The following is a 16,079-nucleotide window of genomic DNA, read 5'->3' on the forward strand; positions in this document are numbered from 1 at the left end:
TTCCCGTCCTTTCATTTACCGCCAGTAACTGTAGTGCTTTTCCAAGCGTCGTAAGGCCACCGTGCAGACCGCCGTGAGCAGCAGGTAGATGATTCCCACTAAGACCAGCGGCAAGAGGGTCACGTCGCGGGCCATTGCCACGTTGCCGGCCCGTAAGAGGTCGCCCAGGCCAATCACGTAGACCAGCGAGGAGTCCTTGATCAGGTTGATGACTTCGTTCCCAATGGACGGTAACACGATCTTGACCACTTGGGGAATCACGATGCGCCGTAACGTCTGCCACTTGGTCAGCCGCAGGACCCGCGCACTTTCGTACTGGCCATTCGGGATGGCCTGCAACCCGCCCCGGAAGATCTCCGCAAAGTAGGCCGTGTAGTTCAGGATAAAGGCAAACAACGCTGCGTCGTACCGTTGGAAGACCACGCCGATGATCGGTAGCCCATAAAACACGAAAATTAATTGCAATAACAATGGCGTGCCCCGCATCAGCCAGACGTAGATGTTGATCACCCAGGTCAGGGGTTTAAAGTTCGTCGTCATGCCCAACCCCACCAAGATACCGAGGGGAATGGAAACGATCACCGTCCAGAAGAAGATGGACAGGGTCATGCCGGTCCCGGAAATCAACGAGGGTAAAATCTCACTCACATAGTGCATCATTATCAGGTTCCTCCTTCTCATTTAAAACCAGTTGTCGAATGATTCTGAAACAAATCGTTCACCCGTGGGAACGCAAAAACGCCCCCTTGGCTCAGTGCCAAGAGGACGTTTACGCGCGGTTCCACCTCAATTTTCGACGGGCTCACGCCACGCCGACTCAGGGAGTTCCCCGCAACCGAAACCCGGCCGATAAAAAAAATCGTCCCCTCAGACCCATTACCGGGTCTAAGAGGACGATCACATCGTGGTTCCACCTCTGTTCGCCAACCTATCACTAGATTGACCTCAGTGAGTTGCAAGCAACTCCAGCGATAACGGGCTAACCCGAGTCATCCTACTGATTTCAGACAACCAACTCACAGATGTGGTTCGATTCATCGAGGCCACCCGCTTCCATCCGCCGGGCTTTCTGTTGACGCTCAATCAATCTACTCTTCCGTTCAACGTTTTGTTTCATTGCCAACATACTACGATTTTTTAGTGGCGCCGTCAAGCGTTAAATTCAACCTTTATCGCCAAGAGCGGTTCCGGTGGCTCCTAGCCCCGGTGAAACCAGTTGCTGACGCGGTGCCAGAACCCGGGTTCTTCCTGGTCTTCCAGCTTCATCAGCGGAACCGTTTCGCCCTCTAAGCGCCGAGCCACGTTCCGGTACCCCTGCGAAGCGGGGTTATCGGTCTGCATGACGATGGGTTCCCCCTGATTCGACGTGGTGATCACCGCGTCGTCATCAAAGATGATGCCCAACAATTCGATGCCCAGGTGGTGCGTGATTTCATCGATGTCCATCATCGACCCATCCTGCATCATGTTCCGGCGAATCCGGTTGATCAATAATCGTGGCGCTTCGGTCAAGGGGTGCTGTTCCAGCAGGCCCACGACCCGGTCAGCGTCCCGCACGGCCGAAATTTCTGGCGTGGTCACGACGATGGCCGCATCGGCGCCGGCTACCGCGTTCATGAAGCCTTGTTCGATGCCGGCTGGGCAATCGATCAGCACGTAGTCGTAGTCCGGCTTGAGCTCATCCACGATGGTCTTGACCTGGTCCGGCTCCAACGCGGTCTTATCCGTGTTTTGCGCCGCGGGCAACAGGTAGAGCTTGTCGTCGAACCGCTTGTCCTTGACCAACGCCTGGGGCAGCTTGGCCCGCCCGCTGGCCACGTCCACGATATCGTAAATGATACGGTTGTCGAGCCCTAAGACGACATCCAGGTTCCGCAACCCGATGTCCAGGTCCATCAGGCAAACCCGCTTGCCCATTAAGGCCAACGCGGTCCCAATGTTGGCACTGGTCGTCGTTTTACCAACGCCACCCTTACCAGAGGTGATCACAATTGCTTTTCCCATTTCTAAATTCCTCCGATCTGGTTATAGAGCTTGGGATTAATCTTTTTAAGTTGATTGAGATTGCCGTAAGACAACACATGCAGGTCGTTTACGTAAGCGACCGTTTGTGCTGAGGCCTCAAGGTCATCCGGGTCAATGATATCAAACTGTTCGGCAATGCGAATCTGCTGAGCAGTTTTCAAATTTCCCATGACTAATTTTGATTCATCATCGGGATAGCCCGCCTGCAAGATACCGGCGACGTTCCCCATCGAGAAGATGTTGCCCGTCGTCTGTAATTTACCGCCTTCGTGAATCGTGCCCAAAAACAGCACGTCCCCCGTCATATCGACCTCTTGCCCGTTCCGGATCACTTTGCTGAGCAGGTGTACGTTCTCCCGCTCCTTCATCTGAACCGCGTCGGCAATGGTCATGACGTTGGCCGCAATCTTATGAATTTCGAACCGCGGGTACTGGCCCACCAGTTGTTCGATCTGTTGCCGTTCCTCGGCCGTTAGGATTCGGTCCTCGGTCAGCACGTCTAACGACACCTTGGTCGCCTCTTGTGCCTGGGGGTCAATCTTCAGATTCTCTAATAATGTTTTTAAGTCAACTAAGATCTGATCCAGACTTGCCGATTGCTTAAGGACCAAATCATAGCCGTTTTGCGTTCCACGTAATACGGCAGCTTGCATAGCGTTCTTTCCCTCCACCTATTTTAACCAATTATACACCCCACGGATGGGGAAGTATAAGACCACAAATAATGCCAGGTTCAAGGCCAGCGTGGGCCCCAGCGTGGTGACTAAAAAGGCGCTCCCCGCCATACTGGTCAGGTGAACCATCCGACTCGCCAGGTAGCTTAATGCCTCGACGAGGGTGATATCGATAAAGTAGATCAGCAACCCACTCAAAAAGTTGGGACTGATGTAATTTACCAATACCCGGGTCAGATAGACCACCAACGGAAAAATAAAGATTTCAATTCCAAAGATCCCCGTGTAGTACAGGTCGAAGACGGCACCGGCCACCGCCGCCCAGCGTGCCACGGGAATGTCGAAGCGGTCTTCAAACAGGACCGCGCAGACCAGCCACAGCACCACTAGATGGCTCACCATGGTGGCCGACGTCCGAAAAAGGTGCGTACTAAAGACCTGACTGATGGACCCGTCCAAAAACAGCATCAGGAAGAGCCCAATCGGGAAGCCAAAACGTAACTTGGATAAGCGATACACGCGACATCCCCCCTACTGCTTCGTCACGGCGACCGTGACGATGTTCAAATCACTGAGGTCCGTTGCGGGTGTGATATACAACTTCGTGGATAGACCGTAGTCGTCCCCACTGGCCTTGGCAACCTTGCCGACGTACAGGCCCTTGGGCGTGACGCCGCCCAGACCACTGGTGACGACCTTGTCGCCCTTGCTGATCTTGGCCTTGGTCGTGATATTGTTCATGGTGATCTGACCACTATCCGCGTTAAAGCCGCTCAAGACCCCGTTGACCGTCTTGCCCGACTTGGTAGTGATGGACACGGCAAAGCGGTTGGCGGAATCGTTGTTATCAGTGATCAGTTCCACCTTGGAGTTGGTCTTGTTAACTTCCGAGATTCGCCCAATCAGGCCGGAGCCGGACATTACGGGCATGTTCTTGATGACCCCTGCCGAAGACCCCTTGTTGATGATGACCTGGTTTTGCCATGAGGATGGTGTCCGGGTGATCACCGCGGCCGAAATGGCGGAATAGTCGGTCAAGGAACTGTTCAGGCCAACTTCCTTCTTCAATTGCTTATTTTCTTTCGCCAGTGTCTGGTCCCGCACTTTCGTTTGGGCCAATTCACTGACTTGTTTCTTTAACTGCTGATTTTCTTGGTAGGTGTTCAGCAATTCCGAGACGGAACTGACGGACCCCTTTAACCCGTTGGCTGGCAGGGCCACGACCCGGTCAGCCAAGCCCACGATGTCGTTGCCGAACTGTTGAATCAACGGTGGCGTCGATCGTTTGTTACGGATGGCGACGGACAACGTCATCAAAGCAAAGCTGACAATCAAGCAGACAATAATGATGACCAGCCGCCGATTGAAAGAAAATTTCTGCATGTTTGACCTCCATCTAGTTCGGTCTGCTAACTTCCCAGACCGCTAAACAATAAAGAAGCGGGAAGCTGCCTTCCCGCTAATCCTTATTTCTTCTTCATGACATCGATACTCTTTAAGGATTCGCCAGTACCAGCCGCGACACAATCCAATGGGTCGTTCGCAATCGAAACCGGCACTTTGGTTGCATCAGCAATCACTTCAGATAAGTTTTTCAGTAACGCGCCACCACCGGTCAAAACGATCCCGTGGTCAATCACGTCGGCGGCAATTTCTGGTGAGGTTTCTTCCAGCGTTTCCTTGATCGCCGTAATCACCGCTTGAACGGGTTCTTGAATGGCCTTGGCCACGTCGATAGCGGAGACTTCGACCGCCTTTGGTAAACCAGTTACCAGGTCACGCCCACGAATCGTGGCGCCTTCGATCTTTTCCGCGTCCTTGATGGAAGCCGAACCGATGTCCATCTTCAACTTTTCAGCCGTCCGTTCCCCAATCAAGAGATTGAAGTTCGACCGTACGTAAGTCGAGATGGCGTCGTCCAGCTTATCACCAGCGATTCGGATGGAGCGGCTCGAAACGATGCCCCCTAAGGAAATCGTGGCAACGTCGGTGGTCCCACCACCCATGTCAACGACCATGCTCCCGGTTGGGTCCATAACGGGCAACCCGGCACCAATCGCTGCGGCAAATGGTTCTTCAATTACATAAGCGTCACGGGCGCCGGCTACCCGGGTCGCATCGATCACGGCCCGCTTTTCAACTTCCGTGACACCGCTTGGGACACAAACCATGACGTAAGGCTTGCCACCTGAACGGCCAACGGTCTTTTCGATGAAGTACTTCATCATGGCAACCGTGGTATCGTAGTCGGCAATGACCCCATCCTTCATCGGCCGAATGGCCACAATACTTGCGGGTGTCCGTCCAATCATCGCGCGTGCGTCTTCACCAACGGACACAATTTCCCCAGACTTTGTGTTCTTGGCGACAACGGAAGGCTCGCGGAGGACGATTCCCTTACCGTCAACGTACACAATCGTATTGGCGGTACCCAAATCGATTCCAATATTTTTCGTTCCTAATCCGAACACTGTGTTTCATCCCTTCATTGTCAACAAAATATTAATGGATTTTTGTCTTATTCATTGATAGACGTATTATAACATACCTATACGTGAGAACACGTCGTCAACGTTAAGAATACCGAACTTTTAGGCAGAAAGAAATACCTAAAGATGATTTTAATTAGATTTTAAGGGTTCCCCCCGGTTACCCGGTCAGGCCACCGGCCGTTAACCGGTCAAATCCCTGTCATACCGGGGATTGTCCCCTTATCACTCAGCCGCGTCGTCCTTAAAGTAGTGCCGGACTTCGGAAATAAAGTAGAGTGACCCAGTTAACAAAAGCAGGTCTTCCGCCGACATGGTGCCTAGGGCCTGCTTGAGCGCGGCCGGCCAATCCGCGGCCATGGTGATCCGGTCGTGCTGGGGAACCGCCTCCTCTAAGGCCAGCGGGGTCGCCGCCGCGCGCTTGCCGGGGCCCGCAAACTGGGTGACGATCAGGTGGACGTTCGGGACCGTTAGCAGGGTCTGCACCATCTGGGTGTACTGCTTGTCTGCCAACACCGCCAGGACGATGTAGACCTCGTTGGTCGCAAAGTGTTGCCGCAACAACTGGGCCATTTCGACCATCGCCGGCTCGTTATGGGCCCCGTCGATGGCAATCAGCGGTTGGTCATTTAACCGTTCAAACCGCCCCGGCCAGGCGGTGTGGGCCAGTCCGTTGCGCACCGTGGCCGCGTCGATGGCGGCGTGCCGCTGGGATTGGTAGGTCACGAAGGCCGTCAGGGCCGTGGCCGCGTTATCGACCTGGTACTGCCCCAGCAGATCTTCTTGCAGATGGGACCAGTGCCACTCTTGGTACCGGTAGTCGAACCGTTCTCCCCACTGATCAGTGGGCTGGCGCGTCACCTGAAAATTCCGGTCTAAAGCCGCGACTTGGGTGGCTTGCCGGGCCGCCGTCTGGTCCATGACGGCCAGCGCATCGGCCGTCAAGCGACCGCAGACCACAGGTACGTGCGGCTTGATGATTCCCGCCTTTTGCGCCGCAATCTCGGGAATCGTGTCCCCCAGTAACCGCATGTGATCCATGCCGATGGTGGTGATGACGGAGACCGCGGGGGTGATGATGTTCGTCGAATCGAACAGTCCCCCGAGGCCGACCTCGACCACGACCGTGTCGACCGGGTGCGCGGCGAAGTAGCAAAACATCAGGGCCGTGTCGATCTCAAATTCCGTCGGTCCCTTCTCCGCCAACTCCTGGTCCAGCTGGGCCACCACCGGTTGGACCTGGTTGACCATGGCGACCAGGTCGTCGTCACTGATGGGGACCCCGTCACGGCTGATGCGCTCGTTAAACCGGGTGATGAACGGCGACGTGAACGTGCCCACGGTCTGTCCATCGGCCATTAACAGGTCGCGCAAGAAGGCCACCGTGGATCCCTTGCCGTTGGTGCCCGCCACGTGGATCATCGACAGGTGTTCCTGCGGGTCACCCAATAATTTCATAAAATAACGCATGCGTTTAAGGGTCGGGGCCTTCTTGAACCGGTCCCGCCCGTGAATAAAGTTTAAAGCTTCGGTATACGTTGCAACCAAGATGCCAACCTCCCGCAATCTTCCGCTGATCCTGGTTAAGTCGGATTCAGCAGAGTTTTTCTAGTATTTACTAAGCACCCTGCCAGTGACCTGTCATGACCACCCATTGACTGCTAAAACCAGTCCCAGCAAGATGTTTTTCCGTCAAAGAGACCGGTCTCCGCAGGCACACACTAGCCTCACAGAGAGCCGCGGCCGCCGAACGAACAAGTCTCGATCCGCGTGCCGATAGCCGTTATGTGAAAATCAGCAGCTACTTAAGCGGAACAGAGACGACTTGATAGCCCTCGTGAAATGGGAGAGTTAGCTAGCGTTTTCTGCTAGCTTACACCCAGGCTTCGGAGTCGTGCCCACTGGGGCTATCTTGCTCGCCGGCGTGGAGCGCCCACTATCGACTGTCTCACCCGCGTCCTAAATTTTAGTGTAGCAGATTTTTTCGTTTTCGGGTAACGCAAAAAGCCGAACCCCTGTGAGGAGGGATTCGGCTTTCCGGGCGTCGTGCATCGGTCAAACACAACGACGAGTCAGGCTTAAAGTTGCGCCTTGATTTCGGCTAACCGTTCTTGCGTAGCGGCCAGCTTCTTTTGGTTGTCTGCTTGTTTTTCACGTTCGCCGGCAACCACGTCTTCGGGGGCGTTTGCCACGAAGCGTTCGTTGCCCAGCTTCTTGGTTGCCCGGGCAACCTCGGCCGTGTATTTAGCGACTTCCTTGTCCAAACGAGCGGCTTCTTCCTTCAGGTCGACCAATTCGGCCAACGGAACGGAAATTTCCGCGGAGGTGATCACCGCCGTCATGGCCAGCTTCGGTGCGACCAGGTCGGCCCCAATCTCCAGGTTCTTCGGGTGCACGAACCGGTCGATGTAGTCCCGGTTGTTCTCGAAGACGGCCTGCAGCTTCGCGTCGCCGGTCTTGATCTGTAAGTCGATCGGCGTGGACATCGGTGCGTTGGCCTCGGCCCGGATGTTCCGGACAGCCTTGATCAGGTCGATCAGGCTAGTCATGTCGCTTTCCGCCGTGGCGTTGTCGAATTCGGGGTGGTCAACCGGGTAAGCTGCCGTGACCAGGGATTGTCCCTCGTGTGGCATGGCTTGCCAGATGGCTTCCGTGACGAACGGCATGATCGGTTGCAAGAGTCGTAACGTCTGGTCTAAGACGTAGGCCAACAGGTCCTGCTTAACGGCCTTAGCGGCTTCGTCGTCACCGGTCAAGACACTCTTACTCATTTCGATGTACCAGTCACAGAAGTCGTTCCAGATGAAGTTGTACAGGGCCCGGCCCGCTTCACCGAAGTCGAACTTGTCGAACATGGTCGTGACGTGCTTGACCGTTTCGTTCAAGCGACTCAGAATCCAGCGGTCAGTCAGGTCCCACTTCTCTTCGGCAGGAACGACCGGCTTCGTGTTGTCTCCCAGGTTCATGATGACGAACCGGCTGGCGTTCCAGATCTTGTTGATGAAGTTCCACGCCGCGTCCATCTTCTTGTAGCTGAACCGGACGTCTTGACCGGCCGTCGAGCCCGTGGACAGGAACCAACGTAGCGCGTCGGCCCCATACTTCTTGATCACGTCCATCGGATCGATCCCGTTGCCCAGGGACTTGCTCATCTTGCGACCCTCTTCGTCCCGAATCAGCCCGTGCAGCAGCACGTGTTTGAACGGCCGCTTGCCGGTAAATTCAAGGCTTTGGAAGATCATCCGGGAAACCCAGAAGAAGATGATGTCATACCCCGTGACCAACGTGTCGGTTGGGAAGTAACGCTTAAAGTCGGCGCTGGATTCGTCCGGCCAGCCCATGGTCCCAAATGGCCACAAGCCACTGGAGAACCAGGTGTCCAAGACATCCGGATCGCGGTCCCAGTTTTCGGGATCCTTCGGGGCCTCTTCACCCACGTAGATTTCGCCGGTGCCCTTGTGGTACCACGCCGGAATCTGGTGACCCCACCAGAGTTGCCGGGAGATGACCCAGTCATGGGCGTTGTCCATCCACTGCATGAAGGTGTGCTCGAAGCGCTTCGGCACAAAGTCCACCGCGTCGTCGCTCTTTTGATTAGCCATCGCCATCTCGGCCAACGGCTTCATCTTCACGAACCATTGGGTGGATAACCGAGCTTCGACCTGCACCCCGGTCCGTTCAGAATGGCCCACGGCGTGCACGATTGGGTCGACCTTCAGGAGCAACCCCAGCTTGTCGAGATCCGCCACCATGGCCTTCCGGGCCTCGAAACGGTCCATGCCGTTGTACTTGCCGGCCTTTTCGTTCATGGTCGCGTCTTCGTTCATGGTGTTGATCCGTTCCAGGTTATGCCGGTTACCGACCTGGAAGTCGTTCGGGTCGTGGGCTGGCGTGATCTTGACCATCCCGGTCCCAAACTCAGGGTCGACGTATTGGTCGGCGATGATCGGAATCTCACGGTTGGCCAACGGCAGGATAACCTTGGTCCCGACCAATTCCTTGTAGCGGTCATCCCCAGGGTTCACGGCCACCGCCGTGTCCCCCATCATGGTTTCTGGCCGGGTCGTCGCGATTTCAATGTAGTGCTTGCCGTTAAAGGTCTGATTCTTGTCGGCAAACGGGTACTTCACGTGGTAGAAGGCCCCCTTGTCATCCTTATGAATGACTTCGATGTCGGACAGCGCGGTCCGGGCTTGCGGATCCCAGTTGATGATGTACTCACCCCGGTAGATCAAGCCCTTCTTGTACAGCGCCACGAAGACCTTCTTGACGGCGTCGGAGAACCCCTTGTCCAGGGTGAACCGTTCGCGTGAGTAGTCTAAGGACAGGCCCATCTTGGCCCATTGCTTGTGAATGGTGTCGGCGTATTCGTCTTTCCATTCCCAGACTTGGTCGATGAACTTCTCGCGGCCCAGGTCGTAACGGGAAATGCCCTGCTCTCTGAGCTTGGCTTCCACCTTGGCCTGCGTGGCGATCCCGGCGTGGTCCATCCCGGGTAACCAGAGCGTATCGTAGCCCTGCATCCGCTTTTGCCGGATCAACATGTCTTGGAGCGTGGTGTCCCAGGCGTGACCTAAATGCAGCTTCCCGGTCACGTTCGGTGGCGGTAACACGATGGAATAGGGTTTTGCTTGGGGATCCCCACTGGGTTTAAAAACCCCTTCGTCGAGCCAAGTCTGATAACGACCCGCTTCGACGGCGGTCGGATCATACTTGGTCGGCATATCAATTTGCTTATCTGCCATGGTTGTTCAAGTCCTTTCTTCTAAAAACGCCGGAACACGGTGAAACAAAAAAGACCTCATCCTAATTACTTAGGACGAAGTCTCTTCGCGGTACCACCTAAATTGGGCGTTCAAGCCCCACTTATCTTCGTTGTTAACGGAGCGTGCTCCGGAATCGACCTACTCCGTTCAGTCGACCAGCTCACAAGTTACCTTCCCGTGAGGACGTCGACCGGCTTCCAGCGACCCGGCTCTCTACGACGACATCCTCACGGTACTCTCTTGCTCACAGCTATTTACTCTGTAGTTTAACCAATTTTGGGTTAAGCGTCAACTCGTGGCACCAACTTTTCGAGTGCCGTCAGGGCTGCCAAGTAATCGGGCTCTTCCGATTGTTCGATCACGACTTGGCGGTAGACGATTTTCCCCGTCTCATCGATGATCCAGATGGACCGTGCCAGGTTGCCGGCGTTCGGCACGTACAGACCGGTCTCGTACCCGAAGGACAGTTCCTCATCGGATAAAAGATCCACGTTTTGGACCCCTTCGGCGGCACACCATCCGGTCTGTTCCGCCACGGAGTTGTTCGATACCGTGTAGAACTTGGCCGCCGGATAATGGTCGGCCTGTTGCGTAAACTTCCGGGTCTGAATCGTGCAAACGGGGGTATCCAAATCGGGCACAACGCTGATCAAGGCGACCTGACCAATCAGGTTGGCCGTCTTCACCTTGTTGTTCTGCTGATCAAATAATTTGAACTTGGGTAATGACTCCCCCACTTCGGGCAACTTGCCCGCCAGTGCCATCTTCTTACCGAGTCTCGTGACTTCCACACCGATCACTCCTTCAAGATTGTCTCGCCGGCCACCGCCGGCTATTCTCTTAATTATGACGCAGACCCCTAGTTAAAAACAAGTAATTTGAAACGAGAATTCAGATAATTTTACCGGAGGTCGTTCATCTCTGCCGTGCCCCCGCTTTGCTAAGGTCACCGCTTGAGGATACCGAGTTGGTACGGGGCCACTAAAAAAAGTGAGTCCGGAAAACATCCCAGGCCCACTCTCGTTAAAATTTATAGTAATTCCGCAAAAACGTCTTCGTTTTGATTCAGGTAATTGTCGTTGGGCCGAATCTCGGTAATCGTGATGCCGTCCAGCGCTTCCTTCATCAAGCCTTCCACGTCGATGTACTGTTCGTACTTCCGCGACTTTTCCAAGTCCGGCCGCGTCTTCGGTGCGGGTGGCGTGAAGATGGTGCAGCAATCCTCGTAAGGCAGGATCGATAAGTCGTAGGTGTCGATGTCCTCGGCAATCTTGATGATTTCCGTCTTATCCATCGACAACAGCGGCCGCAGGATTGGCATGGACGTCACGTCGTTGATGGCTGCCATGCTTTCCAGGGTCTGTGAGGCCACTTGCCCCAGAGATTCCCCGTTAAAGATTCCCTTGGCGTGCCGCATCTCCGCGACCGCCACGGTCAACCGCAACATCATCCGCCGCTGAATCGTCATCAGGTAGCCCTCCGGAACCTTTTCCTTGATGGTCTCCTGAATCTTGGTGAACGGGACCTGGATGAACTGGATGCCGCCCGAGTACTTGGCGAGCTTGGCCGTCAGTTCCTTGGCCTTGGCCAACGCCTGTTCGGACGTGTACGGCGGACTGAAGAAGTGGACCATGTCCAGCTTGACGCCCCGGCGCATCGCGTAGTACGAGGCCACGGGTGAGTCGATTCCACCGGATAACATCATCACGGCCTTGCCCCCGGTTCCCACGGGCAGCCCACCGGCCCCCTGAATGGTTTCCCCGGAGACGAAGACCCCGTTTAACCGAATCTCGACCCGAATCGTCAGGTCGGGTTGCTTCATTTTGACTTGGATGCCGGGCAGGCCCTCGAGGACCACCCCACCCAAGATATCATTTAATTGGTACGTATCGTAGGCGAACTCCTTGTCCTGCCGCCGGGCGTTGATCTTAAAGGTCATCCCCGGTCGGTAGACTTCCTTCGCCAGAGCGAGGACCGTGGCCTTGATGGCGTCCAGGTCCTTGTCCGTCTTCACGGATGGCGAGAAGTTTTCGATGCCGAACACGCCCTTGAGCCGGTTCATGACGGCTTCTGAGTCCGCCCCGTTCAAGGTCACGTGCAGCCGGTCGTGTTGGGCCCGAACCTCCAGGCCGTCAAACTCGTTGAGCGCCTTGCGGACGTTGTGCCCCAACTGCTTAATAAAGTCTTTCTTGTTCTTGCCCTTCGTCGACAGTTCGCCGTACCGGACCATAATTTCGCTATATTCCATGGCGCGACCCCTTTCGTGCGTTAGCGTAATTTTGCAAATTGTTGATAAAGTTGGTCAAAGACCCGATTGAATTCGTCGGCTTCGGCCATGGTATTGTGCTCATCTAACGAGATGCGCACCGCGCTGGTGGCGATGTCACCGTCAACGTGCATGGCTTGCAGCGTACTCGATTCCACGTGCTTCTTGGAGGAGCAGGCACTGGTCGTCGAGATGTAGATGTTGTGCTCTTCGAACGCGTGCACGATGGTCTCTCCCCGGACGCCTTCGATGGCAAAGCACAGGATGTGCGGCGCAAAGACGGGCAGGTCCTTGGAAAAGATCGTCACGTGGTCAAAGGTGGCAATGTGCTTCAGAATGGCCAAACGAATGGCCCGTTGTTGCTGCACCTTGGCGTCCTCATCCGTGAGCAATAGCCGTAAAGCCTTGGCCATGGCGGCGATAGCGGGCAGGTTTTCGGTCCCGGAGCGCAGGTTCCGTTCCTGACCCCCACCAGCCATCAGCGGCGCAATCTTGCGGCCCTGACGCTTGTACATGAAACCAATGCCGCGGGGGGCATGGAACTTGTGGCCGGAGAAGGTCACAAAGTCGACCCGGTCATTAAAGATCAGGTCGTGCAGGCCCTTACCGATGCCCTGAACGGCATCGATGTGCCAGTGAATCTTTGGGAAGTCGCGCATCACGTCGGCAATTTCCGCCAACGGTTGCACGGCCCCGATTTCGTTGTTGACCGCCATGGTCGAGACCAGGATGGTGTCTGGGCGAATCGCGGCCCGTAAATCGGCAGCGGAGACCCGGCCATTGTCGTCCACCGGCAGGTACGTCACGTCATAGCCCAGTTGTTTCAACTGCTCCATGGAGTTGTGCACGGCCGGATGTTCGACCGCCGTCGTGATGAGGTGCTTGCCAAAGGCGCGTTTGGCCATGGCTGTGCCCTTAATGGCCCAGTTATCACCCTCGGTCCCACCGCTGGTGAACAGGATTTCGCTCAGCTTGACGCCAAGCAGATCGGCAATTTGTTGCCGGGATTGTTCGAGGAGGTTGAAGGCCTGTTCCCCAAAGTTGTGCAGACTAGATGGGTTGCCCCAGTAGTTGGCACTGACCTTGGCGTAGGTATCGACAGCTTCCGGTGCGGCCTTAGTCGTCGCACTATTATCAAAATAAATCATGCTGAACCCTCTTATCTCTTTTCTATTGGTTCGACTCCGATAGAAATTCTCACCCATTATAAACGCCTTCTGGCTTTCTCACAAGTCCAGCTACCCGTTTCAGTCGAAAAAGAGTTGGGAACAAAACCCTCAAGCACGCTTGATTCTTCGACTATCCGGTGCCGAAATATGCGCCAAACGGCGGCCGGTTCCGCTTAACCGCTTGGCGCCCTTGGTCCCACTCTCAAGCAAAAAACGCCCGGGATTTTCATCCCAGGCGCTTAACCACTCATTATTTGACTTTGGATGTTTCTGCGGCCGCTTCGTCCTTGGGATTCTTCCGGCCCTTTCGCTCGTAATAGGCGTCCTCAAGGCGTTTGTACGACCCCGGTTCGACCTGGTCCAGGACCGTGGCGATGGTCTCTAAGGCCTGGGCGTACTCGTGTTGGTTCTCGAACAAGTCCGCCGCCGTCTTGCTGGCCTGAGCCACGTCGTCATGGCTGGTCTGGTAGCGGTTGGCGTACTGAATCAGTTGTTCGGCCAACTCGGCACTGTCCATGAGGTCGTTGGTCTTTTCCTCTAAGGTGTCCAGATCCGTCTGAATGATCAACAACTGCTTGGTGATGCGCTCCATATCGATCTGGGGTTGGTCCATGTCGGTCGCCAGTTGTTCCACTTCGTCCCGGACCACGAAGAAGTAATCCAGGTAACTCTGGGGCACCCCGGGCAAATTCAGGTTCTCAATCTGTCGGCGGAGACTATGTAGTTTGAAGTCAAACTGACGGAGCGTTTCGCGGGCCTGGCGCTCCTCGTCGGCCAAACCGGCCACACTCTTCAGGATCTCGCCCTGCTGTTCTTCGATCTGATGCAGGTCCTTTTGCTGCTTTTCCTGGTGCGCCAACACAATGGAGTAGGTCGCCGTCTTGCCGGTCAGGTCCTGCACATCCCGTTGATAAGTGCCATCGATGGCCCGTAACTGCTCGTTTAACTCGCGGGCCGTTTCCAGTTCCTGGTGGTCCAACGTGTAGTTCTGGCTGAGCCGGTTCAGTTCATTTAACAACGTATGGTTCTGATTCTGGGCATGGGCGATGAACTTCGCAACGCCGTCCAGGTTCTTTTCGACCGGTCCCTTGGCGTCGATTTCCGTCTGCATCAGGCCGTACAGAACGTCGATCTGCTTGGCGATGCGGTTGTTGATCACCTGGGCGTCCTGTGGCCGTAAGGCGGCCAGGGTGGCCAGGTTATCCTTCACCTGATCGGTAACTTCTTGGATGGCTCCGGGGATGTCGTGGTCACCGAACTGGAAGTGCTGGGCGGTCAATTGCGCATATCCCGTCTTCAGTTCGGTCAATTGATCGGGATAAATCGCGGTCAGGTCCTTGTACAGTGGGGGAATCGCAGTCAGGAGGTCTTCTAACTGCTTGGTATCCGACTGAAGTTGGCCTAAAACGTCACTGGCCCGTTCGTGGTCCCCCTCCTGGGTCAACTTGGTAAAGGTGTCGAAGTTGTCCTCCAGGTGGCTCAGCTGTTCCTCTAATCCGTCGATGCTGGGGCCAAAGGCGAAATTTTTGGCCAGCAACGTCTTGCGCAGCCCCTGGTACTTCTGTTCGAGGTCGTGCACGGCTTGCCGGTGCTGCTTATCGATAGCCTGTAGTTCGGCCAGCTTCGATTGGACCGTTTGCACAAGTTGGTCCGTCTGGTCAACCAGGGCCGTGGCCTTGGTCAGGTCCTGCCGCAGTTGCAGGAGATTCATCCCCCGCGACGCCTCTTCCAGCTCCTGCAACTGATCATCGATCCGCGGCAGGCGATTTTCGGTAATCTCGCCGTAGTCACTTTGAAGTTGTTCAAATTGTTCCAGGGACTGGCCCGTGAGACTCAATTGCCCCACCAGCTTCAGCTCATCGGCTAAAGGAATCTTCAGCAAAGACGCCTTTTTATCCGCCAACGCTGCGACCTGTCGTCGAATGCGTTGTTGATAAGCGAGAATGCCTAGGTAGACAATAATCGCAATTATAACGATTCCAATTAGCACAACATACATGATTGACCCCATCCTTCATCCACATTTCAACCGTTAACGAGTTGCAAAACAACCCGGTTCATTTTACAATTTAATCTAATTTCGATTATAGCATAAGTCCCACGTGCGCTTCACTAGGTTTTCTGTTTCCGCTTGCATTTTCTACTTATCTTAATCCCTAAAATTTCCTTTCAGGAGGTCTCACAAGATGTCAGAATCGATTAATCCCTTAATTACCGAACAGTTAGATGCTTTACTCCATGGTGAAACCAACTTGATGGCGAACCTCGCGAACGCCTCCGCGCTCCTGATGCAAACGATCCCCGATATCAACTGGGCCGGCTTCTACCTGTATCAACCGGCCAGCGATGACCTGATTCTCGGTCCCTTCCAGGGCAACGTGGCCTGCATGCACATCGAAAATAACCGGGGCGTCTGCGGTACGGCCCTCGCGACCCAAACGGTCCAGCGAGTCGCCGACGTCCACCAGTTCGCCGGCCACATCGCCTGCGATTCGGCCAGCAACGCCGAAATCGTGGTGCCGTTGACCACCGCTCAGGGCAAGCTGGGCGTCCTGGACATCGACTCCCCGTCGACCGACCGGTTTTCCGCCGAAGACCAACGCGTCCTGGAGGAATTTGCCCGGGTTCTGCTCACACATGTTGACAACGCCTAGGGTTTCTGGTTATACTGGTCGTTGTGTAAAATAATG

At 55.2% G+C, this 16,079-nt stretch carries 13 protein-coding genes and 2 other annotated features; of the genes, 1 reads left to right on the forward strand and 12 read right to left on the reverse strand.

What is annotated here, in order from left to right; translation table 11 throughout:
• Window positions 1–15 precede the first annotated feature (15 nt).
• The 12 genes from FD37_RS09115 to ezrA all read right to left on the reverse strand — a co-directional run bounded on the left by FD37_RS09115 (window position 16) and on the right by ezrA (window position 15,388).
• Window positions 16–657 carry an amino acid ABC transporter permease gene (locus tag FD37_RS09115; RefSeq protein WP_045808361.1) on the reverse strand — a complete coding sequence of 214 codons (642 nt, stop codon included), beginning with the start codon at window positions 655–657 and terminating at the stop codon, window positions 16–18.
• Window positions 658–886: 229 nt separating this feature from the next.
• Window positions 887–1,113 (reverse strand) — a binding site (T-box leader).
• Between the two features lie 84 nt (window positions 1,114–1,197).
• On the reverse strand, window positions 1,198–2,004 hold the full coding sequence (gene minD, locus FD37_RS09120) for a septum site-determining protein MinD (protein ID WP_045808290.1): 807 nt from the start codon (window positions 2,002–2,004) through the stop codon (window positions 1,198–1,200).
• Window positions 2,005–2,006: 2 nt separating this feature from the next.
• A complete protein-coding gene (locus FD37_RS09125) occupies window positions 2,007–2,678 on the reverse strand; it encodes a septum site-determining protein MinC (protein WP_045808289.1) in 672 nt (223 codons plus the stop codon).
• 18 nt (window positions 2,679–2,696) lie between these two features.
• Window positions 2,697–3,218 carry a rod shape-determining protein MreD gene (gene mreD, locus FD37_RS09130; protein WP_056964941.1) on the reverse strand — a complete coding sequence of 174 codons (522 nt, stop codon included), beginning with the start codon at window positions 3,216–3,218 and terminating at the stop codon, window positions 2,697–2,699.
• Window positions 3,219–3,230: 12 nt separating this feature from the next.
• Window positions 3,231–4,082 (reverse strand): rod shape-determining protein MreC, encoded by an 852-nt coding sequence (gene mreC, locus FD37_RS09135; RefSeq protein ID WP_045808287.1) that lies wholly within the window; start codon window positions 4,080–4,082, stop codon window positions 3,231–3,233.
• An 83-nt stretch (window positions 4,083–4,165) separates the two neighbouring features.
• Complete coding sequence (locus FD37_RS09140) at window positions 4,166–5,170, reverse strand: rod shape-determining protein (RefSeq protein WP_045808286.1); 1,005 nt, start codon at window positions 5,168–5,170, stop codon at window positions 4,166–4,168.
• 243 nt (window positions 5,171–5,413) lie between these two features.
• Window positions 5,414–6,736, reverse strand: a complete 1,323-nt coding sequence (locus FD37_RS09145) for a bifunctional folylpolyglutamate synthase/dihydrofolate synthase (protein ID WP_056964943.1) — start codon at window positions 6,734–6,736, stop codon at window positions 5,414–5,416.
• Between the two features lie 530 nt (window positions 6,737–7,266).
• A complete protein-coding gene (locus FD37_RS09150) occupies window positions 7,267–9,933 on the reverse strand; it encodes a valine--tRNA ligase (protein WP_056964945.1) in 2,667 nt (888 codons plus the stop codon).
• A gap of 67 nt (window positions 9,934–10,000) precedes the next feature.
• Window positions 10,001–10,211: a binding site (T-box leader), on the reverse strand.
• Between the two features lie 24 nt (window positions 10,212–10,235).
• Window positions 10,236–10,745 carry a thiol peroxidase gene (locus tag FD37_RS09155; protein WP_045808283.1) on the reverse strand — a complete coding sequence of 170 codons (510 nt, stop codon included), beginning with the start codon at window positions 10,743–10,745 and terminating at the stop codon, window positions 10,236–10,238.
• Window positions 10,746–10,984: 239 nt separating this feature from the next.
• The gene (gene thiI, locus FD37_RS09160; protein ID WP_056964947.1) at window positions 10,985–12,202 is read right to left on the reverse strand and encodes a tRNA uracil 4-sulfurtransferase ThiI; all 1,218 of its coding nucleotides are present in this window, start codon (window positions 12,200–12,202) and stop codon (window positions 10,985–10,987) included.
• 20 nt (window positions 12,203–12,222) lie between these two features.
• On the reverse strand, window positions 12,223–13,368 hold the full coding sequence (locus FD37_RS09165; protein WP_045808281.1) for a cysteine desulfurase family protein: 1,146 nt from the start codon (window positions 13,366–13,368) through the stop codon (window positions 12,223–12,225).
• A 271-nt stretch (window positions 13,369–13,639) separates the two neighbouring features.
• On the reverse strand, window positions 13,640–15,388 hold the full coding sequence (ezrA, locus tag FD37_RS09170; protein ID WP_056964949.1) for a septation ring formation regulator EzrA: 1,749 nt from the start codon (window positions 15,386–15,388) through the stop codon (window positions 13,640–13,642).
• 187 nt (window positions 15,389–15,575) lie between these two features.
• On the opposite strand from ezrA, the gene FD37_RS09175 reads away from it, so the two are divergent.
• The gene (locus tag FD37_RS09175) at window positions 15,576–16,043 is read left to right on the forward strand and encodes a GAF domain-containing protein (RefSeq protein WP_045808279.1); all 468 of its coding nucleotides are present in this window, start codon (window positions 15,576–15,578) and stop codon (window positions 16,041–16,043) included.
• Window positions 16,044–16,079 lie beyond the last annotated feature (36 nt).

It is taken from the genome of Levilactobacillus spicheri DSM 15429, from assembly GCF_001435095.1.
Taxonomy (GTDB): domain Bacteria; phylum Bacillota; class Bacilli; order Lactobacillales; family Lactobacillaceae; genus Levilactobacillus; species Levilactobacillus spicheri.

Coding starts and splice junctions, on each gene's coding strand:
- FD37_RS09165 (WP_045808281.1), bottom strand. CDS start 13,368: ATGATTTATTTTGATAATAGTGCGACGACTAAGGCCGCACCGGAAGCT.
- minD (WP_045808290.1), bottom strand. CDS start 2,004: ATGGGAAAAGCAATTGTGATCACCTCTGGTAAGGGTGGCGTTGGTAAA.
- mreC (WP_045808287.1), bottom strand. CDS start 4,082: ATGCAGAAATTTTCTTTCAATCGGCGGCTGGTCATCATTATTGTCTGC.
- FD37_RS09125 (WP_045808289.1), bottom strand. CDS start 2,678: ATGCAAGCTGCCGTATTACGTGGAACGCAAAACGGCTATGATTTGGTC.
- thiI (WP_056964947.1), bottom strand. CDS start 12,202: ATGGAATATAGCGAAATTATGGTCCGGTACGGCGAACTGTCGACGAAG.
- ezrA (WP_056964949.1), bottom strand. CDS start 15,388: ATGTATGTTGTGCTAATTGGAATCGTTATAATTGCGATTATTGTCTAC.
- FD37_RS09115 (WP_045808361.1), bottom strand. CDS start 657: ATGCACTATGTGAGTGAGATTTTACCCTCGTTGATTTCCGGGACCGGC.
- FD37_RS09175 (WP_045808279.1), top strand. CDS start 15,576: ATGTCAGAATCGATTAATCCCTTAATTACCGAACAGTTAGATGCTTTA.
- FD37_RS09150 (WP_056964945.1), bottom strand. CDS start 9,933: ATGGCAGATAAGCAAATTGATATGCCGACCAAGTATGATCCGACCGCC.